This window comes from Streptomyces viridochromogenes (assembly GCF_001270495.1).
GTDB classification, from domain to species: domain Bacteria; phylum Actinomycetota; class Actinomycetes; order Streptomycetales; family Streptomycetaceae; genus Streptomyces; species Streptomyces viridochromogenes_A.
In genome coordinates this window covers 61,947-85,570 of record NZ_LGUR01000207.1, presented here as the reverse complement: position 1 = coordinate 85,570, position 23,624 = coordinate 61,947, and the positions used below count along the sequence as shown (strand labels likewise).

The window sequence follows — 23,624 nt, the reverse complement described above, 5'->3', positions numbered from 1 at the left end:
TCAGGTCAGCGCAGGACCTGGGCCGGGGCGCGAGGAAGCGTGGGTGAAGAGAGAAGAAAGGCGTCAGCAGCCGCGGCGACACGCGGCGGAGGCCACCCGCAGCAGGTCGATGTGACCGCGCGTGGTGAGCAGGGCTGAACGCAACATGCCGCAGAAAATAGCCAGATGCCGAGGCCATGGTCAACGTTGTCTCGCGAAGTGGACCTCTGGTGTCACGGCTCGGTCGTCTCCTGGCGCGTGAACTCCCGCGCATGAGTGAGTATGGAGGGCATGTCAGACGCCTTCACCACCCGAGTTCTGAACGTCGCCTCCGGTTCCTCGGAGCGGGTCGTGGACCTCACCCACGACTGCGAGGCCTTCCTTCGGGAGGCGGCCGAGGGCCGCGACGGCCTGCTGAACGTCTTCGTACCGCACGCGACGGCAGGCATCGCGATCATCGAAACGGGAGCCGGTAGCGACAGCGACCTCCTGGCCGCCCTGCACACCCTCCTCCCCGCCGACGACCGCTGGCAGCACCGCCACGGCAGCCCCGGCCATGGCCGCGACCACGTCCTCCCGGCGATCGTTCCACCGCACGCGACGCTGCCGGTGCTGGCCGGGCGTCTGGAACTCGGGACATGGCAGTCGGTGTGCCTCGTGGACACGAACATCTCTAATGGCAACCGTCATGTGAGGTTGAGCTTCCTGGGATGAGCAAGATCGTCCTGGGGTGGCCGCCAAATCTCCCTACGCTTCGTGCGGAGCAGGAGATGGCGATGCCACAAGTCACCTGGGACGAGATCGAACAACCCTACGACGGATGTGGAAAGTGCCTGGTGGGCGTGCGACGTCTGTCGCGCGTGAAGGCTGCCACGTCACATCATCGGCTGGGCGGACGACTGGGAGGTCTCGGGCGCTACCGACTCCGTGACGGGTCCCAAGCCGGGTCCATGGCTGCGTGATGAGCGAGGCCCTTACGACGGGCTCGTCGCGGCGGCCGTCGACCGACTCGGCAGGAACGTCGTCGACTGCCTGAACACCGGCTACAAGATGCGTGACGAGAAGAAGATGCTCGTCACGTACGGCCACGACGGTCCGTGGAACCTGGATGACCCGGCCGATGAGAACCGCTTCACCATCGAGGCGTGGGGTGCCCAGATGGAGCTGCGGGCGATCCAGCGTCGGAACCGCGACACCACGACCAAGATGCGGGCCGCCGGGCGAACGAAACAGAAGCCCTCGTACGGCTTCCGGAACGTCCGCACCGTCATGGGCGGGAAGGTCGATCGGGTTGAACTCCACCCGCACGCGGCAGAGGTCATTCGGAATGTGGCTCGCCGGATCATCGCTGACCCGGAGAACGTCACGCCGAGCAGTGAAGCTGCCCGCCTCAACCGTGAGGGCGAGCTTGCCCCGGTAGCCACCGTGATGAAGACGGTGCTGGACGACCCCGACCGCGCCCTGACCGGACGGTGGCCTCTGGAAGCGCAGGATCGCCTGCACCTGGCCTGGTGGATATGGGAAGGGCCGGGTCGGGGTGGGTAGGGTTCGTCATGATTATGCGTCCTTCTTCGTTGAGTCGACAGTTGGTGGCGACGGATCACGAAGAGAACAGCTCACGTTCGCCAGCAAGCTGGACTGCCCTCTTCCCCCTCGTATTCAGTGCGATCGCTTTCTTTGTCCGAGAGGAACCCGCCGAGCAGTGCGCCGCCACCGGTGGCAACCACTCCCGTGAGGGCGAGAATCGCGATCAGCCTGCCGGTGTGGGCCACCTGACCGCTCGTGGAAAGACGTGACGCGAAGAACAACGTCATGAAAGTCGTTGCGAAGGGCACTCCGAAGTTGAAGAACAGACGGCCGAGCCAGTTCCACGCGAAGTCGGGGTGTTCGCGGGGGTTGAACACCATATGGGTGAGTACCGTGCGGAAGCTGAGCTCCTCCGCGATCAGGAGATCTCGGCTGTTGGGTTCCTTCACCAGCGGCACCCAGAGTGCGAAGAAGGACAGACCGATTGCGCCGGGCACGAGAAAGACGAGGTAGTTGTTGCCGATGAACGCGCTGGCGATGCTGACGCCAAGTACCGCGGCGACCATCTGAACGAAGCCGCTGAGGCCGCCGACCCTACCGCGCTGCTCCTCGGGGAGACGGTCAGCCTGGGAGAGCAGCAGCGAGTTGACCGCAGTTCCCCAGCCCAGCTGGCCAAGCATCCATCCGACGGTGAGCAGTGGGATGCTGGGTGCCCAGGCGAGCATCCCGAGGGCGAGGAATCCGAGAATCGACCCGCAGAGCGCGAACGGACGACGACGACCGAAGCGGCTGCGGAGGCGGTCGCTCCACATACCGGTCAGGGGTGCGGAGAGCGCTGCGACTGCTGCACCGGCGCCCACTACGTAGCCGAGCACTTCGACGTTGTCGGGCGCGATCTCCTGGACGCGTAGGGAAAGTCCGATGCCGACGGGGGCGACGAACGCGACGTACCCTCCGAGAATGGTGAGGGAGAGCAGCCAGATGTAGCCGGCGCTCACGGGCTCGCGGACGGTTGACGGCCCCGTCGTCTCACCGCGCGGCACTTCTGCCCGGCGTTCGGTCGCGATGATCGCGTCATGTGGAAGGACTACCTCTGTCCACTCGGCGGTGCCGGCGCCGCCGAGTTCCTGGAACGCGGTGGTCCGTGCGCGATAGTGCCAGCCCTCGTTGAACAGATGCCGGCCACCGGACCACATCGAACGATGCCGGGCTCCATCGACGGGGGCGTCAGGCGGTGATTCCGCACGATGTGGCGCAGATGTGATCTCGGGTGTGCTCGTCATGAGGTTCTCCTTCTCCGAACTACCGGGGGCGTCCAGTGATCAGGTGACGGGACGATCAGCCCCGAGGGGAAGGGCCGGTATGGGCCGGAGAACGGCGGTGAACGGCGGGGGTGTTAGCTTCCTGTCCGTGTTAGAACACCAGGATGAGACCAGGGCGGCCTACGACGGGGTCGTCGAGCTCTATGCGTCGATGTTCACTAGTCGGTTGGAGACGCGGCCGTTCGCGCGGAACATGATCGGCACCTTCGCCGAGCTCGTGCGTGACACGGGGAACTTGCGGGTAGCCGACGTCGGGTGCGGACCCGGTCATCTGACGGCCATGCTGCACGACTTGGGGCTGGACGCCTTCGGGATCGACCTCTCCCCGGCCATGGTCGACCACGCTCGGCGGGCCCAGCCGGCGCTGCGGTTCGACGAAGCGCGAATGGAGGCCCTGCCGGTCGAGGACGGCGCGCTCGGTGGAGTGCTGGCCCACTACTCGATGATCCATACCCCACCTGAAGAACTGCCCGCGCTACTCGCTGAGCAGGTGCGTGTTCTGGCACCAGCGGGTCTGCTCCTGGTGTCCTTCTTCGGGACCGAGGGGCCGGAGCCGGTCCGCTTCGATCACAAGGTGGCACCCGCCTATAGCTGGCCAGCGGAGCAGTTTGCCGAGTTGCTGGCCGAGGCCGGGCTCGTCACGGTGGCTCGGTTGCTCCACGACCCAGCGTCCGAGCGCGGCTTCCTCGACACCCACTTCCTGGCCCGCCGCCCGTAGAGCGTGGCCCGTGGCCTGGGGTGAGGTGGGGTAGGTCATCCGTGTGGATGCGGTTCGTCTGAAGCGTCGCGTTCTGGCCGATCGGTTTGGGTTGTTATCCATCTGAGTCACAGTCAGTCCGTCTTATCCCGGTTCTCGGCTTTCCGAACTACGAGTTCACTGATCGCTGGCATGCCGACAAACACCGGCGCGCTCTTCCGTCTCTCGTTGACGTCAATCTGGCTGATCTTGCCATCGGTAGCGGCGAGGCTGACGGTCAGTTGCTCGACGTCGCCCAGCCATCCTTCGCGTTCGGCTTCGGTGATCCTGGCGTGGAGGTTCTCGCGGATCTCTTCCAGGCGGGGCCGCTCGCCAGGCCCCACGATCAGTACTGGGCATCGAACACATGCGTGCTCGTGGACACAGCTACTTCCGTATGCTCGGCCGCACTGCCCCAGGGCCAGCTTGCGCCGCTCGAAGTGTCCGAGGAACTCCTGCCACTCCTCGTCGGCCACCGCCCGGTATTCCCCGGCGGGTCGTAGACCGCGGCGCCGGGCGATGAAGGCTCGGTGAGCCTCGATGGCATCTTCCGGGTAGATCGCTAATGGTGGAGTCGGGTATTGGAAGTCTCGGAATACCTCAGCCATTACGGACCCATGCCGTGAAGGCATCGGCGAGTCCGGGCGGGTTGGCGGCCTCGGTTCGGCGGGCTATCCCGTCGTAGTACTCGAGCTCGTGAAGGACCACGGGCACTGGCTTGCCGATCGCGCTTTCAAAGACGCCAGCATCGTGAAGGTGGCGAGCGAGCTTGACGCATGCCTGGTTGAAGTTGCCCTCGATCCGTGCGGCGATCGGCCCGATGGTCGTCATCCAGACTTCGGGGTCGGTGGGCTCGTCGTACCAGAGTCCGAGTTCGGTGATCCACTGGTGGCGAGCTGCGGCCCCGTCGGGGTCTCGGGTGAGGTCGCCGATGACCGTGAGCTCGTTCTGAAGCCAGAAGGCATAGTTCCAGCGGGCTTCCGCCTCGTCGGAGGCGTCCGCAATGCTGCGTCGGAACTGAGCTTCGGTGTTGTATCCGATGGTCAGGGTCGGCTGTCGTGGGTCGTCTCTCTCGTTGTCGATGAAGAACGAGACAACGTAGATGTCCCCTGCCTCGGCCGCCGTGATCGAGCTGATTGCTCGCGTGGCAAGGGTTCGGAGATGGTCCTGGAAGGTCACGGGGCCGGAGCCTTTCGAGCGCGGTTGCTGACGTCGGCGGCGTAGGCGGCCCAGTCCCCGCCGGATGCCTTCTGCCACTGGACGGCGACCTGGATGTGAACGCCGAGCATCCGGGCGAGGATCGCGGCGGGGAGTTCTGCGGCGACGGTGAACAGGGCCGTTGATCGGTCCTGTTGGGGGCGAATGCCGATCTTGTGGAGCCGCAGGCCGATCTGACTGTCGCTGAGCGGACGACCTGGCTGACCTCCGGGAAAGAGCCAGGGGCCATCATCCGGGGTGCCGATCTTGGCTTTGCCTCGTCGGTTCGCGAGGAGTTCGCGGACCAGGGTGGCCAGCGGCATGGGGAGGACGACCGGCGAGGTCCCGAAGGTGATCGCGACGGTCTCGCCGGTGATATTGACGTCGTCGACGGCGAGTTGGCTGATGGTGGAGATCTTCTGTGCGTAGAGGATCAGCAGCAGTCCGGCGACGCGGTCCGCGGTAGGCAGGGTGTCGTCGTTGAGGAGGCGTCGTGCGTCGGCCCAGCGTTTCTCGCTGTCGATGGTGCCCTGCGGGCCCGTCCAGCGGACGGTGCCGAAGGTGAGGCCGTGGGCATGGCGGTGCTGTACGGACCAGCGGACGAAATGGCCGGTCTCGTCACGGTAGGTGAAGGCGGGATCGGTCATCCAACGTTCCAGGTCGGCTTGCGTGCAGGTGCCCAGGGTGAGTCCCTGGGCGGCGAGCCAGGTGAGGAAGTTGTCGGCGGCGGTGACGTGGCAGCGAACGTTGATGTCCTGGAGTTGGGTGGTGTGCTGGTCACCGATGCGCCGGCGGAGTCGGCGCAGGTGGTGCCAGACCACGTAGCCGTGCAAGATCCGGCGTGCGGTGAGGTCCGTGCGGGCCTGGACCGTTTCGGTGATCCATTTCTCCAGAGCGACGAGCCGTTCGTCACGCGGCGTCAGGGCGCCCGTGGCGACGAGGACGCTGCGAAGGTGCGCGAGCACCTTGCCCGAAGGAAGGTCGTCGAGGATGTCGTGGGTGACGCGACGTTCGTCGCGGCCGATGCATTCCAGCAGGTCCTGGACCTTCGGCCGGGAGATCCAGGCCAGAGCGACGTCGGGACGCTCGGCACTCGTCAATGCCTCGTGGAACGGCACAAGTTCAGGGGCGATGGTGCCGGTGTCGTTGCCGAGTAGACCGCGGATCCTCTGGTCGAGGACGCATCGCTGGCAGGCTCGGGGGCTGAGTTGCCAGGTGGTCTGGCAGACCGGGCAGCGCCCCCAGAAGTCGGGGTCGGGGTTGGTGCACTTCGCGCACAACGGTTCCTCGAAGCTGCCGCCGCGGGCTTGGGCGACGGTGCCGCAGCCGTTGCAGGTCGCCCATCGCTGCTGGCAGCGTTCGCACCAGGGCTGTCCGGTGGCCCGGGACACCTCGCAAGGGGCGGTGCGGCCGCAATGCCCGCACTCTTGGATCTCCTTCGGCCTGCAGCTGGGGCAGCGGACACCGTCGGCGAGCCGGACCGCGACCGGCCGACGGCGGCCGCAGCCGACGCAGACTTCTAGATTGACCGGGTCACGGATCAGACAGGTGGGACACAGCGGCTGACCGGCGGCATCCCGGGTGGCGGGTTCACGGACGGCGCCGCAGCGTGCGCAGGGGACGGCCGCATGCTTGGCGAAACAGGCCCGGCAGATCCGCTGGCCGTCCAGGAGCTTCGACAGCGCCTTCACCCCGTGGCAGCGCGGGCAGGCCGGCTTGACGACTGTGGTGGCGCCGCCGGCGACGAGTTCGCTGATGAACCGCAGCATCGCCGGAGTGGGAGCCTCGTGCCCGGCGCTGGTCAGCAGCTCGGGACGCTCGATCACGGCCCAGGCCAGTCGGTACTGCCCGGCGGGCCGTTTCGTGGCGCGTTCGAGAGCGGTCCGGACGGTGTTCGCATCGAGCGCAGGGTCGAGGCCGGTGATCAGCTGGGTGAGTTCCTTGACGGGATCGCCGTCGGTGTCGGGGCATTTGGCGCATCGGGGCTGGCCATGGCGGTCGCGTCTGACGACTCGCCGCTGCTGGTGGCAGCCCGCGCAGACGGCGGGCTTGTCGAAGCAGGGTGAGCATCCCCAGCGTCCGCCCGAGCGGCTGCCGACGTAGGGGCGGGGGCGACCGCATTCGCCGCAGTGGGGCAGGGCGGTGTCCCGAGCACCTGCTTCACGGAGGGCCATCAGCAGCTTGGCGACGCGGAACGGTGCGGGTGGCTTGCCGGTTCGCAGCAGCGAGGGGTTGTCGTGGAGTGCCTGGGCGAGGTTGCGGCGGCCGGCTCGTGAGCGTACGAGGTTGCAGACGATGTCACGGACGCGGTCGGCGTCCAAGTGTTTCTCGACGTTGCTGACCAGCCGCACGATCGTGCCGACTGGATCGGCGAGGACTTCCTCAGAGTTCTCGGTCACCGGTCGACACCGGTGATCCGCGCTCGCCTTGGCCGCAGTTCGCCGACGCCTTCGGTGACGGATGTCCCGCCTGCGGCGGCCTTCTTGGGCTTCTTCGCCGCCGCGGCCGTGGCGATCGGTTCGATGAGGTCGTCCATCGTGCAGTCGAGGATGTCGAGCAGGGCTATGAGGATCTTGAGACTGAGTCGCTCGGGTCGCTCGACGACGAGGCGGTAGACCTGGCTGCTGGACAGCGTGATGCCGCGTTCCTCCAGCGGCGGGATGAGGTCAGTGGTGGAGAACATCCCGCGATCCGCCATAACCTTGCGCAGGTGCCAGTGGTAGTCGAGCTTGGCGGCCATCATCGGGTCCTTCCTCGTCAGACGCCGGCGAACGCCGGGGCCAGGGCCTTGCTCAGGGCAGTGTTCATGAAGTCGTCGCTGACGTGCGTATAGATGGCGGTGGAGCTGTCGCAGTCGTGGCCGACCTGCTGCTGGATGAAGCGGCGGTCGACGCCGTCCTCGGTCAGATGGGTGACGTAAGAATGGCGAATTGAGTGCGGAACTAGGTCTTTTGGGAGTTTCAAGGCATCGCGGTATGCCTCGAAGCGGTCGTTGATGGAGCTCGGCTGCAGACGCCCTCCGCGTTCGGTGATCCAGAGGGCCGGGTGGTCGGGGAAGCCGAACCGTGGCCGGACGTTCTCGACGTAGTCGACGACCGCCTCGACCGCCCAGTCCATCACCGACAGCACGTTCCGCCGTCTCGGCGGCTGGCCCTTCTTCGCCTTGCCGTAGCGGACGTTGAGCGTGCCGTACCGGCCGAACTGCGGAGCCTTCGGATTCCGTCCGAAGTCGACGACGTCCAGCTTGGACGTCTCCGTTCGCCGCAGCCCCCACCCGTAGATGACCTTGAAGAGGGTGGCGTCACGGTAGGCGGCGAGGGCGCCTTTGCGCTTGGACTTCACGGCGCGGTCGACCTGGTCGTCGGCGTAGTCGAGGAACCGCTGCAGTTCTTCGCGGGTGAACGGCCTTGCTTCCGGATCGCCCTCGTAGTCCTGCAGGTGAGGCAGGGTGTTCCACTCGTGGGCGATGGCCACCGGGTGGGTTCCGAACGCTTCCTCGCAGGCAGGCCCCCACCCGTAGCGAGCGTCGATGAGGAACTCGGAGAACAGGCGGATGTCGCCCTGGTAGCTGCGGATCGTGGACGGCGCCAGATGCTTCTCGCCGGCCAACGAGGCCGACCACTCGTCCATGTGGGCCGGTGTCCACTGCCACGGGTAGTCATTCGCGAAGTCCAGGAACCGGCGGACCAGCCGTTCCCGCGGGTCGATCGTCTCATCCTTGAGTCCTCGCGACTTCTGCTGGGCTCGCCAGCCCCGCATCATCGCGTCGAACATCGCGTCCTCCGGGCGCAGTTGGACCACCCCGGAGACGAGCTCCAGGTGGGCCGACCCGGCCAGGGCCACCTTCTGCTGATGCACCACTCCAGACCATCCCTTCTGGAGGGCAGATCATGCATCAGATGGGATCTCTCCGGCAACATACCTGCTCAGAGCGCTAGTTCGTAGTAGCGTTGGAGTCCATCAGGCCGTCGCCCTGAGCTTGCGACCTGCGACTTCTCGCCCATCTGATGCAATTCCCGAGGGTCGGCATACCCCATCGTGGTTCCAATGTGGTCGTGACCAGCAATGACCTGGGCGATGTGCGGCGGCAAGCCGTTGAGGATGGCGTCGGTGATGAAGATCCTGCGGAAGTCGTGCGGCTGGAAGGTCAACGGCTGTCCGTGGGCATCGGTGATGCCGGTATCCGCCAGCAGCGTGTTGAGTGACTGGCGGATCGTGGTGATGGAGATCGTCCTGTTCTCCCCACCTATGGGCCACTGGTAGAGCAGCGGCGTGGGTGGGTTCCAGACTTTCTCGTGCAGGTCATAGGACGGGATGCTCGGCACCCTGCCATCATGCCCGCGAACACGGCTGATCACGGCGCTGAGAACATCGGCGAGCTCAGGGCTGACCAGCAGGAGGCGCTCTTGGTCCGTCTTGGACGGCGCGATCTGCAGGAGCGGGATCACCTCTCCGGTGGTCGGCAGCTTGTAGCTGATGATGCTGTGGTGGCCGAGTTCCCTGAGCTCTTCGATGCGCATCCCGGTGTGCCGGAGGATCTCCACGGTCGCCCAGCCGTAGAAGGCCAGCTTCTCCTCCGTTCGGAAGTCGCGCCTCGCTCCTGTGGCGTCAACGACCGTTGAAGGTTTGCCGCCGGCTCGCTCGGTAGACCTGGGCAGGGTGAAGCTCTCGCCGAGCACCGTGATGGTGGATCCCAGGTCAGCTGCCTCCAATGCCTCCAGCCGCTCCTTGGCCTCGTTCAGTCGGCGGGCAGCTGCCTGTACCAGCGCGGGCAGGGCAGGCAGCCTCACTCGGGTGCGGGCATGGGATCTGGTGCGGACCTCCTGCTCGACGTTCTTGGCAGAGCAGTCGGCTTCTGTCACCGGGGCCGGAGCGGCCCACGGTCCCCAGCGCTCGGGCTCGTCCAGAGCCCACTCGGCGATGTCCAGGTAGAAGCCCCGCACTGCCGTCCTGATACCCAAGGCTGCGATGCGCGGCTCTGTTGTCGTGCCGACCGTGCCGTTCGGCATGCGGTACTTGACCGTCTTGACCGCGATCCGGGCCTTCCACGCGTCGCGCACCTCCGGGGCCAGGTGAAGGCTGTCGATCCCGGGATGGTGGCGTTCCAGGTCGGCCCAGAAGTAGCCGACCAGATTGCTCGACAGTTGCACCAACGTCACGTAGTCGATGGAGGGCTGTCGCTCGGTCAGGTAGCTGACGAGCAGGTCGCGGATCGGCTTGCACTTCACGTCGAACCGGTCGACGAGCTGGGCCGGGCTCACCTGTCCGGCACGTATCTCGATGCTCCGCAGGGTCTTGGGTGCGTCAGGGGGAAACTGGCCGCGGCTCTGAAGCAGGGCGTAGGCGAGTCGCGTGTGGCTCGTGGAGGTCCCCGTCGCCGCCAACAGCAGTTCGAGGACATCGCCGACCACGATGTCGTCGATGCCGCCGCCCTTCGCCGCGAGGATGCGGGCCACGGCCTTGAGCGCCTTCGATGTGCGCCGCGGGTCCGGCTGTCCGGGCATGCGTGCGTCACGAAGTTCGGCAAAACCCCTGGGATCGCGGGCTGCTTCGATCGCTTCGCGCAGGTGAGGGGAGAGGCTGCTGGCGAGCCACGGCATGCCGGGACGGATGACATCAGCGCAGACCAGGGCCAGTAGCCCGGACCCGAGCCCAGCCTTCTGCGGCCTCCTGCCGTGAATGATCCCCCAGGCAAGCGGGGCCTCGGTCCAGCCGACCGAGGTGGCGGAGCCCGGGCTGGCGTTCCAGCGTTGCTGCCAGGTCTTCCCCTCGAAGGTCTCCAGCCATCGCAGCAGTAGGCGCGCACCGACCATCCGCATCCGGTGGGTGGAGTCCTTGCCGTTCTTGAACGGCGGCCGCTCCAACCTGTGGAGAACCTCCTCGCGGGAGATCCGGGTAGTGGGCCAGTCGGTTCCCGGGCTACGTGGCGGAAACCTCTGCAGCTGGGCACCGATATCGCTGCCAGCCAGGCTCTTCGCGGTCAGGGCCGGCGGGGTGACGAGCGGGACGGTGGTAGTTGTCACCCGGGGCTCCCGCCGAAAAGGACGTCGAGGGAGTCCCGGTTGTAGGCCGGCGCGGGCGGGGCCGGAGGCGGGTTGTTGCGCTTGTGCTCCTGGCGGGCGTGGTGTGCGAGCCCTGCTGAGATCACGTCGTCCCTGGTGGGCCGGTTGTAGATGTCCAGGGTGGACAGATGCTTATGGCCGAGGATGTGCTGAACGTAGACCGGCGGCATGTTCGGATCGTCGAGCATCAAGAACGTCGCAGTGTGCCGCAGGTCGTGAAGAGTCCAGTTGGCGCCCAGGAGCTCGTTGGCGCGGTTGAACATCATGCGCGCCGCGTCGTACTCCAACGGCCGCCAGGGGCGGCGCAGAGTCCACCACAGCGGCTGCGCGCGGCGGCGGGGGACGCCCTTGTTCCAGGATTCTTCCTGGTAGAGCCGCAGCCAGACGAACGCGTCGGGGGTGGCAGGCAGTTCCTGGTAGGCGCGCGTGCCCTTGCGGATCACGCCGATGGTCTGCTGGCCGACGACCGCATCGCCCTGCTTGGCCGTGAGCAGTTCCTCGGCGCGGGCGCCGGTGGCGACCCAGAAGGCCAGGGGGGCACGGTCACGGTGCGAGCGGAGACCCGCGAAGACCTCGGTGTACTTCTCGTCGGGGATGCGTCGCGGGATCCGCTTGGGGACCTTGGGCCGGTAGAGGCCGGTGCGCTGCTTGTTGTGTTCCTTCTCTGGGTTGTGGTGGGCGTTGGCTCGCGCCGAGCGCCGGCTGCGGACCAGGGGGAAGGGATTGACCAGCAGCGATCCGGTGTTGCGCTCCAGGTGGAAGTCGTAGAAGGTCCGCAGCACCGTCTCGCAATGCGCCCGGGTAGTGGGCGCGTACTTCTTGCCGACGGTGGGCTTGCCCGTCACGGGGTTCGGAGATCCCGGCGCCGGACTGCCATGCCGGGCCGGAGGTATCTCAGCAGGGTCCTTGCCGCGGTGACGCCAGTGGACACGTACCGGCTTGTCCGCCAGCTTCATCCACAGCATGAAGTCCCGGGCATCCTCTCGAACCGCGCGGTCCCACTCGATGCCGAAAGCCCACAGGTAGCGCCACCAGCGCAGCAGATCCATCCCGTACGAGCGTGGCGTCAACGGCGAACTGTCCGTTGCCATCAGGTCTCTGAGGTACGTGGCGACAGGCTCGATCGGCTGTCCGAACGAGTCCAGCACCTGATACGGCTCCCAGGGGTCTCCCGTCTCCAGTAATTGGCCTAACTCAGGCAGCACAAAGTTCTTCAGATCCCTGCCGGGACGTTGTTCAGCGGGCATGCCGGGAAGCTAGCAGAAACCCCAGCTGACCTGCGAGAACGCGTGAGTTAGTTCGGTCAACGTGCCTGCAGTAACTGCGCTAGGTAACGCGCGTTACAAGATGAAGCCATAGCCCGGTAACGCGCGTCAAGTACCTGGTTACGCGTGATACCTGTAAGCTCAGTCGATCAGCTCGTAGCACCTGCGGAAGGGAGCGGGATCGTGGTCGCGACCAGCGAGGACGTCGCGCGACGGGCCGGAGTTTCGCGAGCCACTGTGAGCCAGATACTCAACGGACGGGGGGAGCGGTTCACCCCTGACACCCAGGCCCGGGTGCGTCAAGCAGCGGAAGACTTGGGGTATGAGCCTTCTGCCGCGGGCCGCGCACTGGCACGCGGGTCGAGTGACTTCGTGATCGCGCTCCTGCCCCACCCCACCTTCGGTAGCAATCTGCAGGATCTTTTCGATCCCATCACCGCCGAGCTGGCTGCTCACGGGTTCACCCTGGTCCTCCGCCTCTCCACAACGAGCACCGAGGCGCTGGACCGTCTCGTTTCAGGCATGAAGCCGGCAGCTTTGCTCTCGATCACTCCGTTCAGCGAAGCGAATCGTCGACTGCTCGAGGACCGCGGAATCCGCCACCTCGATCCTGTCGGCGCTGCCGGGAAGGATCCGTTCGCGGCGATCGGGGCAATGCAGGTGCACCACCTCGTCTCTCGCGGCTACCAGCGCATCGCATTCGCGCACCTCCGTGACCCTCGTGACAACACGTTCGGCATCCACCGTGAGCGGACGATCCGTGCCTCTTGCCGTACCGCTGGACTACCCGACCCGAAGGTCACCTGGCTTGGGCTCAACATCGAGGAAGCTCTCGCAGCCCTGGACGAACTCTCAGCCCCAGGAGTGGGGATCGCCTGCTACAACGACGACGTTGCGACCGCCCTGTTGACGGCCGCCAAGCTGCGCGGCTTTCGGGTTCCTGAGGACGTCGCGCTCATCGGTATGGACCACACCCCCCTCTCGCAGCTGACGCTTCCCCCGCTCACGACGATCCGCTTGAACCTGGAGGCCTCCGTCCGATCCATCACCGGACGGCTTTTGACGCTCCTCGGCGTGCATCCGCTCGCAGAAACTGAACTCCGGTCAAACATTGCACTCGAACTCGTGCCTGGCGGGTCCACTTGATTGATCGCATTCCTCGGGGCGCCTCTATGCCTTTCGTCAAGCGGGGCCTGGGGTCCGTAGAAGGTTCCGTCGAGGAGTATGGCGACCAGGACGCTGATGCGGTGGCGGGCGTGGCGGACGAGGGCCTGAGCGTGGGCTCGGCAGCGGTCGTAGTAGCTGCGGCGGTGGGGGCGTGGAGGGCTGCGAACACGGAGAGGGACATCGCGCGCTTCAGCTGGCGGTTCCCGCCTCTGGGGGCGTGTTCGCCGTGGATCCAGGTTCCCGACCGCCCGGTCGCCGCGCGAGGTTGGCGTGACATGGAGCCCGGCGATGTCACCGTATGACTGGACTCGCTGCTGGTGCACTGCCTGCGCCACGACGACCACGGTCTCAGAACGGATGGCCGGACGTCGGTGCCCTGAAGCAGGCCGGGGGCGGGCAACCGTCTAGGGACAACAGCTCCGGCCGTACGCGGACTCGCCGACGAACACGGTGAAGTACGGTCTGTCGGGTGACGAACCAGCCAGCGGACGGTCACGAGCGCCCGTTGGCAGACGAGGCGGCTCAACTCGCCCAGCAGACTGTGTGGTGCGAACGGCGTCGCGTTCGGTCCCGACGGGCGCCTGTACGTCGCCCAGTTCCTCGCCGGACAGATCAGCGCCGTCGACCCCACCACCGGGGACGTCGACATCATCGTGCCGATGGACGGACCTGTGCAGTCGCCGGACGACCTGGCCTTCGGCGCGGACGGGTCGATGTACATCGCCGACCTCGTCCGCGGCCGGGTTTGGCGGCGCAGCCCGCAGGGCGGGTACAGCCTGGTCTCGGACCAGGTGAAGGTGCCCAACGGCATCACCTGCGTCGGGGACCGGCTCTTCGTCAACGAGATGCGGCCGGGCGGCCGTCTGCTGGAGCCGTTCCCGGACGGCGACGAAGCCGTTGTGCTCACCGAGGGGCTTGCTCTTGGCAACGCCATGCAGCTCGGCCCGGACGGTCGGTTGTACTACCCACACATGGTGACGGGCCAGGTCTGGCGCATCTCACCGGACGGTGGTGTGCCCGAGATGGTCGCCGAGGATGTGCAAGCGCCGGTCGCGGTCCGCTTCGACCAGGGCGGTGTCATGCACGTCCTGTCCCGGGGAGTGGAGGGCTTCGTGACCCGGATCGACCTGCACGGCGGCTCCCGCACACTTGTCACGAGCGGTCTGGTGGGACTCGACAATGCGGCCTTCGACGCCGACAACCGTATGTTCGTCTCCAGCTACGCCAGCGGCGGAATCAGCGAACTGCACCCCGATGGCCGCACGCGGGAGATCGTCCCCGGCGGCCCCTACGGTGTGACGGTCGATCTCGGTGGGACGGTGTATGTGGGCGACCACTACCGGCTGATGAGTCCGGCACCCTCCGACGCGGACGACATCACCTCCCTCACTCTGTTGCAGCCGTTTGCCCACGGGCTCGCCAACGACGCAGCCGGATTCGTGCACCTCACATCGCAGTACGGAGATGTCCACACCTACGACATGCTCGCCGCCAAACGCGGCTCGATCGTCTTCACCGCCTCCGAGGCGGGCCTGCGCGGCAGCGCGGCGGGCGCTGCCTACACCGCCTCCAAGCACGGCACCCCGAACAGTAGTAGGGGCTGCGGGCCAGGAGCGGCAGCGACAACGCCGCACGGGCCCTGGGCCGTTGACGCCACGCACGGGCGGCTTCGACGCCGAGCGCAGCGAGCACCCTGGACAGCCCGGCGGCGATGCTGTCCGCGTCGAGCTCCCCTGAGCGGCCGAACAGCGACCGCCCTTCCTTGTCCTGCTTGCCGTGGACGAACGGGGCATGGGAGCGGCCGAAGAGGATCTCCTTGACGGCGGGTTCGAGGAACGGCCGCTTCTCCTCGACGACGACCACCTGGTCGAGGCCGTCCGCGAACTCGATGACGGCGTCACGTTCGAGGGGGAAGATCATGCCGAGCTTGAGGATCCTGACGCCGTATCGTGCGAGATCCTCATCGGTGAGACCGATCATGCGGGGGGCCTCGCGGACGTCGAGATAGGTCTTGCCGGACGTCAGGATGCCGATCCTGTCCGACGACCCGCGCTGGACCACGTGATTGAGGCGGTTGAGCCGGGCGTACTCCACGGCGCGGGGGAGCCGGACTTCGTGCAGGCTGCGCTCGAGCGCCATGAGTTGGGCGCCCAGGAGCATCGAGCTCGGCTTGTGCGTGCCGGCGCCGATGTCGCCCTCCACAACCGAGATCCGATCGCGTGCCACGACGGCGGTGGACGCCGCGTCCGCGACCGGGGTGGTGATCTTCAGGCCCGACCACAGGCCGCTGAACCGGGAGAGGAACTGCGCGTGCAGCCCGAAGTCCAGGACATCCTGCGCATCGGCCGGGTACAGCGTCGGGATCGCCAGGTCCGCGAGCGAAGCCTCGCTGGCACACGGCACGCTGGACGACTTGGCTCCCGGATCGTCGCCGACCAGAGCGACAGCGCCACCGGAGGGGCCCGTGATCCACGAGGACGCGGACGAGAGCCTGGATCCCGGAGTGTCGGACCTCGTCCAAGGACGGCGGCCCCTGGACGAGGTCCGGCCAGATCGATCCCGAAGCACTCTGCGGATCGCGTGGAACACGTCTGTCCGCGACGGAGAACTTCGCGATGACAGCACCTGGGGGCGCCGGCCGGAGTCCCGTGCCCGCAACGGCCCAGCACCCGGCACGGCGGGTGGTCCGTCGTACGGAACGACTGCCCGGCTGTGGTGTCCCCCTCCGCCTCTGACTCGGCGGGCGAAGCGACGGATCTCAACGCGGGAGGATCGTCACCTCGGCCCGATAGAAGCGGGAGCCGTTGCCCCTGGCGTGGAACGGCACGTCGTCAGAGCTGGGGCCCGTACTTGCCGTGTCGGCCTGCGGCGAGTACTGCTGGTGCGGGTTGCCAGGGCCCAGCGCGAGAGGAATGGTCAAGCGCCCCTGGGCGTCGGCGGTCGCAAGGCGCACCGAAGAGCCATTGCGGTCGCGGACGGTGACGTGATAGTGCACGCCCGGTCGAGCCAGTGAGGGCGTCAGTACCGTGGCCGAGCCGTTCCCGACCACCGTGAAGCGGCGCTTACGGGCCACCTCCAGTGCGCTGAACTCGGTGACGTTCCGCTGCATCCGTACGGTCCAGCCGTAGGCGCTGTACTGCGGCCTGATCGACGAGAAGGTGAATGACCGGGGAGTGGCGCGGTGCTGCGCGTGGCGGGTGAAGTAGGCCTTCAGGTGCGGTATCCAGGCTCGGAGGTCGGCCTGCCAGTGAGGCCATGTGTGGCTGCCGGGTCCGTAGTCGTGCCACCGGTGCCGGATACCGAGGTCCAGCAGGCGCTCGTGGAAGGACACGTTCTCCTGCCGGATTCTCTGTTCCGTGGGGTCCACGGCATCGCCGTCCTGTCGAGGCCGGCCGTTGCCCGTGTACAGGGACACGTCCGTGTGGGCCAGATTGGCCGCCAGGTCCCAGGGGTTGTCCCCGCGCCAGCGGACTTCCTGCGTCGCCCACGGGCCCCAGAGGGAGGGGTGGAGCTGCTCGATGATGGTGCGCATCTTGACGTTCTGGTGGTCGACGTCTCCGGAGAACGAGCCGACGGCACCGAAGAGGTCGGGGTGCCGGGCGGCGTACGAGACGGCCCCGAACCCGCCCATCGACAGTCCGGCGGCAGCCCGCGCCCCGCGCTCGGGGATCGTGCGGTAGTGCTCGTCGACCCATGGGAGGAGCCTGTTGATGTGGAAGGTCTCCCACATCGGTCGGCCGCGGTGGCCGTTGTTCCACCAGTCGGCATACCACTGGGTGGAGCCGGCGTCCGGCATCACCACGATCGCGGGCAGGCCGGCCGTGATCTCTTCCGCTGCACCGTCCTGTGTCCAGCTCGAAGCGCTCTGCCCGCCACCGTGGTAGAGGTACAGCACGGGGTAACGGCGCCTCTTCTCCGCGTCGTAGCCACGGGGGAGCAGTACGCGCACCTTGGTCGTGCCGTCGAGAGCGGGCGAGGCGAAGATCAGTTCGCTGAGCCGCGGCGAGAGTCGCTTCTGATTCACCAGCGCGATGCCGGTTTCGGTGTGGGCTGCCACGGCTGTCTGGGCTGTCTGGGCGGGAGGGTGACTGCATCCGAAGACCATCACCGCCCCCAGAGCGAGTGCCGCGGGGATCCTCACGCGCCTGCCGTTCAAGGTTGTCCGTCTCCTTGTGGTCATGTTTCGCTTCTCTGTCTGTTCCGGGCTCGCGGCGCGGGCGGCCGGGGCCGGTGGGAGGTGGCCGTGGACGAGCACCGTGGTCATGGTCGACTCGTGGCCGAATCGGGGGCCTTGAGGTGAGCAGTGCTCCGGTGAGCGCGGGCGCCTTTCGTTCTGCCGCCGGGGGGATGGCGGCTGTCATCTCCGGGGTCGGCGTGCCGCCGTCTCAGTGTTCGGCGATGGTCAGGGGCGCGGCGTCCGAGGATGTCGTAGCCGCAGGCTGCGACCGTCTCCGTGCCCCTCCGCCATCGATGCCGCCGCGGCCATCAGGCACCGTGCGCTCAAGCCGCTTCCTCGACTTCACGTAGATGCTCGCCGGGGAGACCACTATCGGGAGTCGAGCGATCGAGACGCGGCGGACCAGGTGCACGCTCGTGGCTCGCTCAATCGCCGACGAGGAGCCGGATCCCGGTCTCGCCGACGCGCGGGCACGCAGGTCGGCCACGCCCGGACGAAGTCTGCGGCGGCCTTTAGCGGGGGCGCCGCCGGTGTCTTCGATATGTGTCGGCAAGGTGCTCGCCGAGGAAGGGACGTCGGCCGATCCGCTCGATGGCTTGATCGCCTGCGCCTTCGGATGTGCAGTGGCCGGGGAAGTGTTCGCCGGCGGCCGCCGCGCCGGGTGCGGCTGGGGTCACGCGCCGACGAAGCCGACGGAGAGCCGGGCGGCCGGTTCGGGGCCTTCGCCGCAGACCGGTACCGAACGAGGTCACATCGTGGACCGCACTCTGGGCGGGCGCGGCGGTTTGGGCCAACGGCGCAGACGCAGCGGATGTCTCGGCCGGGGCGTGAGCCTCGGATGGCCGAGAACGAGGCATGTGAGGTCTCCTTGACTGCGCGTGCGTGATCGGCGAACCGTCCACCTCAATCTCGAAATTGGATTCGTGTTTCGAGATTGAGGTGGACGCTAACACACGTTTTCAGTCGCATGAAAGTTCTCAGGCCTCGTCGTCGACGACCCCTGCGAGGAAGGCCTCGATGCCTGTCGACACGTCCACCGCGCCCGGGTTGTACAGCCACTGGATCTGGAGTCCGTCGATGACTGCGATGAGCAGGTTCGCGAGGATTTCCGGCCTTGTGTCCACCTTCAGGCGTCCGCGACCGCGCAACTCGGCGAAGATCCGGGTCAGGTGCAGGCGTAGGCTGTCGTAGCGGGCCCGGTACAGCTCGTGAGCGGGATGCTCGCCGGCCGTGGCCTCGCTCGAGATGATGCTGTGCAGTTGGATCAGCCCGGGTCGGGCCTCGTTGGCGTGCGCGACTCGCAGTTGAGTCCGCAGTACATCCAGGTCATCGGCTTCCCGGACGATCGCGGCCGTCTCCCGCTCGTGTGCGGCGAGTACCTCGACGAGTAGTTCCGCCTTGCTGCCGAAGTGGTGCAGCAGGCCGGTCTGGCTGATGCCGGCCCGCTCTGCGATGTCCTTCATGGTGGCGCCGTGGAAGCCTCCGGCGCCGAATGCCTCGACGCAGGCGTCGAGAATCTTCTGCCGCACCTCGCCGGTCTTCGCGTAGGACCCCCGGGGGCCGCGGGCCCCACTGCTCGCTGTCTTCGCCTGCTTTGTCACAGGTCGAGCATAGGGCGGGCCCCGGCACCTGTCTCAATATAGAAACATGCTTACATTTTTAGGTGCGGCGAGGTTACGGTGGCCGCATCCATGCGGTACCGACGCCGAAATCTGGACGTGCCCGCCCGGGCGCCGGGCGTACCCGTCCTACGGAGACCTTGTGACCACGATCCAGCTCGAACTCCTGCGTGGAGCCGCCACGGCGGGCCAACGGGTTGAGGGCGGCAACGCCAGCAGTAAGGGGGCCGATGACGACCGCATGCTCGGAGTCCAGCCCGGCGGCGAGGTCGTCACCCACGGCCACCGCTACGGCGAGGATGCGCGGCTGCCGGCCAGGGGCCCTTTCAAGGCGCTCCCCTCCGGCGCCGACACGATCGGGGGATCCGTGGTGAAGCGGCGCCCGAACAGCGAGCGAGGGCTGGGGCGATGAACCGTGCTCTGAAGCAGCCCGAGCCCGCAGACACGCCGGTCACGTCGCGCGGCCAGATGCTGAAAGCCCTCAGCGGTCTACTGCTCGCCCTGTTCGTCTCGACGCTCAGCAGCACGATCGTCTCGACTGCTCTGCCGGAGATGATCCGAGCGGTGCACGGGTCGCGGGACCAGTACGCGTGGGTCGTGCACCGCCACGCTCCTCACCACGACGGCCACTACTCCGATCTGGGGCAAGCTGGCCGACCTCTTCAGCAGGAAGACCCTCGTACAGCTTGAGCGACAAGGCATGAGTGGGCGGGACCACTGACAATCGGGTCGGCCCTGCGCTTCTAGCATCCCGTCAGCACCCCTCCCGCGCGGTTACCGGCGCAGGATGAGGACCATGGCGTCGTAGAGGGGGGACGCGGGGGCGTGCTTGATCTGTCCCATGGTCTGGGAGCCCCAGCGTAGGTAGGCGTCGTGGGCAGGCTGGTTGTCCACGACGCACGTCGGCGTCGTCCGGGGCTCGGCCCGGCCGTCGAGCGTGGCGTCGTGCAGCATTCGGCCGATCCCCTGGTTCTGTTCCTCGGGCAGCACCATCAACTGTCAGCCCGCCATGAGTGCCTCGCGGTACCGCTTGGCATGGAGGGCGAGCGTCTCGGCGTCCAGTCCTCGGCCGGCGCCGTGGACGATCAGCGGCTCCGCGGGCGTCATACCGGTGGGATAGGCCCAGGTCAACATGGGCCGCAGCAACTCGGTCATGGTGTGGCGGTGCGGCCCGTCGGGCAGGTAGGCGTCTGCGACGCTGCCGGTCGAGACGGCGAGCCGCAGTGTCTTGCCGTGCAGCGCACTGCTGCCGGGCCCATAGGCCCACCCGCGGGTCAGCACGACATCCAACCACTGCTTGAGCAGGGCGGGCATCGAGTACCAGTAGAGGGGAAACTGCAGGACCACCGCGTCATGGTCGAGCAACAGCCGCTGTTCATGGGGCACGTCGATACGGAAGTCCGAGTACCGGGCGTAGAGATCGTTGACGGTGATGCCCTCCACCCCGCGCAGGCCATCGACCAGTGCGGCGTTCACCTTGGACTCCGACAAGTGCGGATGGGCGAGTATGACGAGGGTCTTACGGGTGGGGTTCGGCATTGAGAGGTCTCCCGTGAGTGAGGTGATGTGTCTGTTCATCTGGCTCGTACGGACAGCGGTGGCAGCGTGAACCGGAGGGTGAGCGGTTCGCGATGAACGTGAGCTTGCTGGAGCCCGCGAGTATCGCGTCGTCGGCGCCGGGCGGCGGGGTGACGGCCGAGGCGCTGTCAGGCTCGGCTGCCGCCGAGCAGGTCGAGTGCGATGTCGGTGATCATGTCCTCCTGGCCGCCGACCATCCCGCGGCGGCCGACCTCGACGAGGAGGGCGCGGGTGTCGACGCCGTACCGTTGCGAGGCGGTTTCGGCGTGGCGCAGGAAGCTGGAGTAGACGCCGGCGTAGCCGAGGGTCAGGGTTTCCCGGTCGACGCGCACGTCCCGGTCCTGGAGCGGGCGGACCAGGTCGTCGGCGGCGTCCATGAGCGGGAACAGGTCGCAGCCGTGCTTCCAGCCCATCAGGTCGGCGACCGCGATGAACGCCTCCAGTGGGCAGTTGCCGGCGCCCGCGCCCTGCCCCGCCAGGGAGGCGTCCACACGCGTCACCCCGTTCTCGACGGCGACGACGGTGTTGGCGACGCCGAGGGCCAGGTTGTGGTGGGCGTGGATGCCGAGTTCGGTGGCCGGGCCGAGGAGGTCGCGGTATGCGCGCAGACGGTCGCGTACGCCGTCCATGGTGAGGCGGCCCCCGGAGTCGGTGACGTAGACGCAGTGGGCGCCGTAGGACTCCATCAGCTTGGCCTGGCGCGCGAGTTCGGCGGGTTCGGCCAGGTGGGACATCATCAGGAAACCCGCCACGTCCATGCCCATCTCGCGGGCCGCGGCGATGTGCTGGGCGGAGATGTCGGCCTCGGTGCAGTGGGTGGCGATGCGCACCGAGCGGATGCCGAGTGCGTGGGCCTGCTTGAGGTCGTGCAGGGTGCCGATGCCGGGCAGCAGTAGGGTGGTTGGGACGGCCTGGCGTACGGCGCCCACGACCGCCTCGATCCACTCCCAGTCGGTGTGGGCGCCGACGCCGTAGGTGATGCTGGAGCCGGCGAGCCCGTCACCGTGTGCGATCTCGATCGCCGCCACGCCGGCCGCGTCCAGCGCGCCGGCGATGATGCGGGCCTGCTCGACCGTGTAGCGGTGCCGGACGGCGTGCATGCCGTCCCGCAGGGTCACGTCCTGCACATACAGGGTGGGGGTCACGCGGTCACCGCCTCGGGGGAGATGTGGGCGGCCATGCGTTCCGCGGTGCGCAGCGCGGCCGAGGTCATGATGTCCAGGTTTCCGGCGTAGGCGGGCAGATAGTGTGCGGCGCCCTCCACCTCCAGGAAGACCGACACCTTCACGGCGCCGCCTTCGGTGTCCGGTGGGAGCAGGCGGCGCAGCGGGTCGTCGGCGGTGACCCGGTCGAACTGCACCTTCTGCTTGAGCCGGTAGCCCGGCACGTAGGTCCGCACACGCGCCACCATCGCCTCGACGGAGGCGGCCACCGCCGCGTCGTCGCAGTCACCGACGAGGCAGTGGACGGTGTCCCGCATGATCAGCGGAGGCTCGGCGGGGTTGAGGACGATCACCGCCTTGCCGCGGGCCGCGCCGCCCACCTTCTCGATCGCGGACGCGGTGGTCTCGGTGAACTCGTCGATGTTGGCACGGGTGCCGGGCCCGGCGGAGCGGGAGGCGATGGAGGCGACGATCTCGCCGTAGTGCACGGGGGTGACGGAGTTGACCGCGGCGACGACCGGGATGGTCGCCTGTCCCCCGCACGTCACCATGTTGACGTTGGGCGCGTCGAGGTGGGCGTCGGCGTTGACCGGCGGGACGACGTAGGGGCCCAGCGCGGCCGGGGTGAGGTCGACGACCCTGCGGCCGTGCGCGCGCAGGACTTGGTCATGGCGGCGGTGGGCTCCGGCGGAGGTCGCGTCGAAGACGATGCGGACGTCGGCGAACTCGTCCATCGCCACCAGGCCGTCGATGCCCTCGTGCGTGGTGACGACCTTCAGACGACGGGCGCGGGCCAGGCCGTCCGAGTCGGGGTCGATGCCGGCCATCGCGGCGATCTCCAGTTCCTCCGACAGCCGGAGGAGCTTGATCATCAGGTCGGTGCCGATGTTGCCGGAGCCGATGACGGCGACCTTGGTGCGGGCGGCCGGGGGTGTGGTGCTCATCGTTCGTTCTCCTTGTCGGCCGGTACGTCGCCCGGTGAGGCAGCCGGTGCGAAACCGACCCGGACGCCGCCCAGACCTGAGATGCGGGCCTCGAAGGGACTGCCGGGTGCCGCCACGGCCATGGGGCCCAGTGCTCCGGTCAGGACGATGTCGCCCTCGCGCAGCGGGTCGCCCATGGCGGCCAGGGTCGACGCCAGCCAGACGGCCGCGTTGAGCGGACCGTCGAGGCAGTCCCGGCCGGTGCCCTCGGAGACCGGCTCGCCGTCCCTGAGCAGGGTCATCCGGACGGTGCGCAGGTCCACCGAGGTCAGCGGGACCGGCGCGGTGCCGAGGACGAACAGGCCCGAGGATGCGTTGTCGGCGACGGTGTCCACCAGGCTGATGTCCCAGCCAGCGATCCGGCTGTCGACGATCTCCAGGGCGGGCAGCGCGAAGTCGACGGCCTGGATCACCTCGGCGACCGTGGTCTGCGGATACGGCAGGTCGCGGCCGAGGACCAGCGCGACCTCCGCCTCCACCTTCGGCTGGAGCAGGCGTCCCGCCGGGACCGTACCGCCGTCCGGCACCGCCATGTCCGCCAACAGGGCTCCGAAGTCGGGTTGGTCGACACCGAGTTGGGCCTGGACGGCGGATGACGTGAGACCGATCTTGCGGCCCACGACACGGTGGCCGTCCCGCAGCCGCCGCTCGATGTTGAGCCGTTGGACGGCGTACGCCGACGCCACGTCGCCCTCGGTGAGCAGGCCGCGTACGGGGGGACAGGGGGTGCCGGACTGCTCGGCGTCGAAGAGGGTGTCCGCTGCCTTGCGGATGTCGGCGTCGGTCATCGCCGCCGCCGCGGCGGGTGGGCAGAAGGCATGGCTGTCTCCGGAAAGGGGTGCGCTGGGG

The 23,624-nt window shown here is 67.6% G+C and carries 22 protein-coding genes and 3 pseudogenes; 7 read left to right on the top strand and 18 right to left on the bottom strand.

The window, feature by feature from the left end; all coding sequences use genetic code 11:
* Positions 1-63: 63 nt before the first annotated feature.
* A complete protein-coding gene (locus ADK36_RS51560; RefSeq protein WP_349817350.1) occupies positions 64-147 on the bottom strand; it encodes a putative leader peptide in 84 nt (27 codons plus the stop codon).
* Positions 148-270: 123 nt separating this feature from the next.
* Between ADK36_RS51560 and ADK36_RS25595 the strand changes: the two genes are divergently transcribed.
* Positions 271-693, top strand: coding sequence for a secondary thiamine-phosphate synthase enzyme YjbQ (locus tag ADK36_RS25595; RefSeq protein WP_048580529.1), 423 nt, complete (start codon positions 271-273; stop codon positions 691-693).
* A 213-nt stretch (positions 694-906) separates the two neighbouring features.
* Positions 907-1,524, top strand: coding sequence for a recombinase family protein (locus tag ADK36_RS25590; RefSeq protein WP_234329868.1), 618 nt, complete (start codon positions 907-909; stop codon positions 1,522-1,524).
* Positions 1,525-1,595: 71 nt separating this feature from the next.
* On the opposite strand, the gene ADK36_RS25585 is transcribed toward ADK36_RS25590, so the two are convergent.
* Positions 1,596-2,789, bottom strand: a complete 1,194-nt coding sequence (locus ADK36_RS25585; RefSeq protein WP_078942693.1) for an MFS transporter — start codon at positions 2,787-2,789, stop codon at positions 1,596-1,598.
* Between the two features lie 127 nt (positions 2,790-2,916).
* Here ADK36_RS25585 and ADK36_RS25580 point away from each other — a divergent pair, with 127 nt between their 5' ends.
* Entirely contained in the window at positions 2,917-3,546 is a 630-nt protein-coding gene (locus tag ADK36_RS25580; RefSeq protein ID WP_048580527.1) for a class I SAM-dependent methyltransferase, read from the top strand.
* A 113-nt stretch (positions 3,547-3,659) separates the two neighbouring features.
* Here ADK36_RS25580 and ADK36_RS25575 read toward each other — a convergent pair whose 3' ends face one another.
* The 7 genes from ADK36_RS25575 to ADK36_RS25545 all read right to left on the bottom strand — a co-directional run bounded on the left by ADK36_RS25575 (position 3,660) and on the right by ADK36_RS25545 (position 12,070).
* Complete coding sequence (locus ADK36_RS25575; protein WP_053084658.1) at positions 3,660-4,040, bottom strand: hypothetical protein; 381 nt, start codon at positions 4,038-4,040, stop codon at positions 3,660-3,662.
* Between the two features lie 124 nt (positions 4,041-4,164).
* Positions 4,165-4,743, bottom strand: a complete 579-nt coding sequence (locus ADK36_RS50420) for a hypothetical protein (RefSeq protein ID WP_048580409.1) — start codon at positions 4,741-4,743, stop codon at positions 4,165-4,167.
* Positions 4,740-7,160, bottom strand: a complete 2,421-nt coding sequence (locus tag ADK36_RS25565) for a hypothetical protein (RefSeq protein WP_053199202.1) — start codon at positions 7,158-7,160, stop codon at positions 4,740-4,742. The genes ADK36_RS50420 and ADK36_RS25565 overlap by 4 nt, the downstream gene beginning before the upstream one ends.
* A complete protein-coding gene (locus ADK36_RS25560) occupies positions 7,157-7,504 on the bottom strand; it encodes a helix-turn-helix domain-containing protein (RefSeq protein WP_048580407.1) in 348 nt (115 codons plus the stop codon). Before ADK36_RS25560 ends, ADK36_RS25565 begins: the two co-directional genes overlap by 4 nt.
* Positions 7,505-7,518: 14 nt before the next feature.
* Positions 7,519-8,622: a tyrosine-type recombinase/integrase gene (locus ADK36_RS25555; protein WP_048580406.1), complete on the bottom strand. Its 1,104-nt coding sequence runs from the start codon at positions 8,620-8,622 to the stop codon at positions 7,519-7,521.
* A 65-nt stretch (positions 8,623-8,687) separates the two neighbouring features.
* A complete protein-coding gene (locus ADK36_RS25550; RefSeq protein ID WP_234329867.1) occupies positions 8,688-10,784 on the bottom strand; it encodes a site-specific integrase in 2,097 nt (698 codons plus the stop codon).
* The gene (locus tag ADK36_RS25545) at positions 10,781-12,070 is read right to left on the bottom strand and encodes a tyrosine-type recombinase/integrase (protein ID WP_053199199.1); all 1,290 of its coding nucleotides are present in this window, start codon (positions 12,068-12,070) and stop codon (positions 10,781-10,783) included. The genes ADK36_RS25550 and ADK36_RS25545 overlap by 4 nt, the downstream gene beginning before the upstream one ends.
* A gap of 201 nt (positions 12,071-12,271) precedes the next feature.
* On the opposite strand from ADK36_RS25545, the gene ADK36_RS25540 reads away from it, so the two are divergent.
* Complete coding sequence (locus tag ADK36_RS25540) at positions 12,272-13,234, top strand: LacI family DNA-binding transcriptional regulator (RefSeq protein ID WP_053199197.1); 963 nt, start codon at positions 12,272-12,274, stop codon at positions 13,232-13,234.
* A gap of 41 nt (positions 13,235-13,275) precedes the next feature.
* Here ADK36_RS25540 and ADK36_RS46630 read toward each other — a convergent pair.
* Positions 13,276-13,508: pseudogene (locus ADK36_RS46630) on the bottom strand (IS110 family transposase); the annotation flags it as partial.
* Positions 13,509-13,749: 241 nt separating this feature from the next.
* Here ADK36_RS46630 and ADK36_RS51555 point away from each other — a divergent pair.
* Positions 13,750-14,811, top strand: a pseudogene (locus tag ADK36_RS51555) (hypothetical protein); the annotation flags it as partial.
* Here the strand turns inward: ADK36_RS51555 and ADK36_RS51550 are convergent.
* From ADK36_RS51550 to ADK36_RS25520, 3 genes are all read right to left on the bottom strand, one after another.
* On the bottom strand, positions 14,768-15,658 hold the full coding sequence (locus ADK36_RS51550; RefSeq protein ID WP_053199195.1) for a hypothetical protein: 891 nt from the start codon (positions 15,656-15,658) through the stop codon (positions 14,768-14,770). The pseudogene ADK36_RS51555 and the gene ADK36_RS51550 overlap by 44 nt on opposite strands.
* A 355-nt stretch (positions 15,659-16,013) precedes the next feature.
* Complete coding sequence (locus ADK36_RS25525; protein ID WP_159029120.1) at positions 16,014-17,312, bottom strand: alpha/beta hydrolase; 1,299 nt, start codon at positions 17,310-17,312, stop codon at positions 16,014-16,016.
* Between the two features lie 1,097 nt (positions 17,313-18,409).
* On the bottom strand, positions 18,410-19,033 hold the full coding sequence (locus ADK36_RS25520) for a TetR/AcrR family transcriptional regulator (protein WP_053199193.1): 624 nt from the start codon (positions 19,031-19,033) through the stop codon (positions 18,410-18,412).
* A gap of 160 nt (positions 19,034-19,193) precedes the next feature.
* Between ADK36_RS25520 and ADK36_RS25515 the strand changes: the two genes are divergently transcribed.
* On the top strand, positions 19,194-19,463 hold the full coding sequence (locus ADK36_RS25515) for a hypothetical protein (protein ID WP_048580399.1): 270 nt from the start codon (positions 19,194-19,196) through the stop codon (positions 19,461-19,463).
* Positions 19,460-19,739, top strand: a pseudogene (locus ADK36_RS25510) (MFS transporter); the annotation flags it as partial. The gene ADK36_RS25515 and the pseudogene ADK36_RS25510, both read left to right, overlap by 4 nt.
* Before the next feature lie 86 nt (positions 19,740-19,825).
* Here ADK36_RS25510 and ADK36_RS25505 read toward each other — a convergent pair.
* From ADK36_RS25505 to ADK36_RS25485, 5 genes are all read right to left on the bottom strand, one after another.
* The gene (locus ADK36_RS25505) at positions 19,826-20,005 is read right to left on the bottom strand and encodes a hypothetical protein (RefSeq protein WP_159391199.1); all 180 of its coding nucleotides are present in this window, start codon (positions 20,003-20,005) and stop codon (positions 19,826-19,828) included.
* Between the two features lie 45 nt (positions 20,006-20,050).
* Positions 20,051-20,590: an NAD(P)H-dependent oxidoreductase gene (locus ADK36_RS25500; RefSeq protein WP_048580396.1), complete on the bottom strand. Its 540-nt coding sequence runs from the start codon at positions 20,588-20,590 to the stop codon at positions 20,051-20,053.
* A gap of 167 nt (positions 20,591-20,757) precedes the next feature.
* Positions 20,758-21,774: a 4-hydroxy-2-oxovalerate aldolase gene (gene dmpG, locus ADK36_RS25495; protein WP_078916120.1), complete on the bottom strand. Its 1,017-nt coding sequence runs from the start codon at positions 21,772-21,774 to the stop codon at positions 20,758-20,760.
* Entirely contained in the window at positions 21,771-22,736 is a 966-nt protein-coding gene (locus ADK36_RS25490) for an acetaldehyde dehydrogenase (acetylating) (RefSeq protein WP_048580395.1), read from the bottom strand. The genes dmpG and ADK36_RS25490 overlap by 4 nt, the downstream gene beginning before the upstream one ends.
* The gene (locus ADK36_RS25485) at positions 22,733-23,563 is read right to left on the bottom strand and encodes a 2-keto-4-pentenoate hydratase (RefSeq protein ID WP_048580394.1); all 831 of its coding nucleotides are present in this window, start codon (positions 23,561-23,563) and stop codon (positions 22,733-22,735) included. Before ADK36_RS25485 ends, ADK36_RS25490 begins: the two co-directional genes overlap by 4 nt.
* Positions 23,564-23,624: the final 61 nt, after the last annotated feature.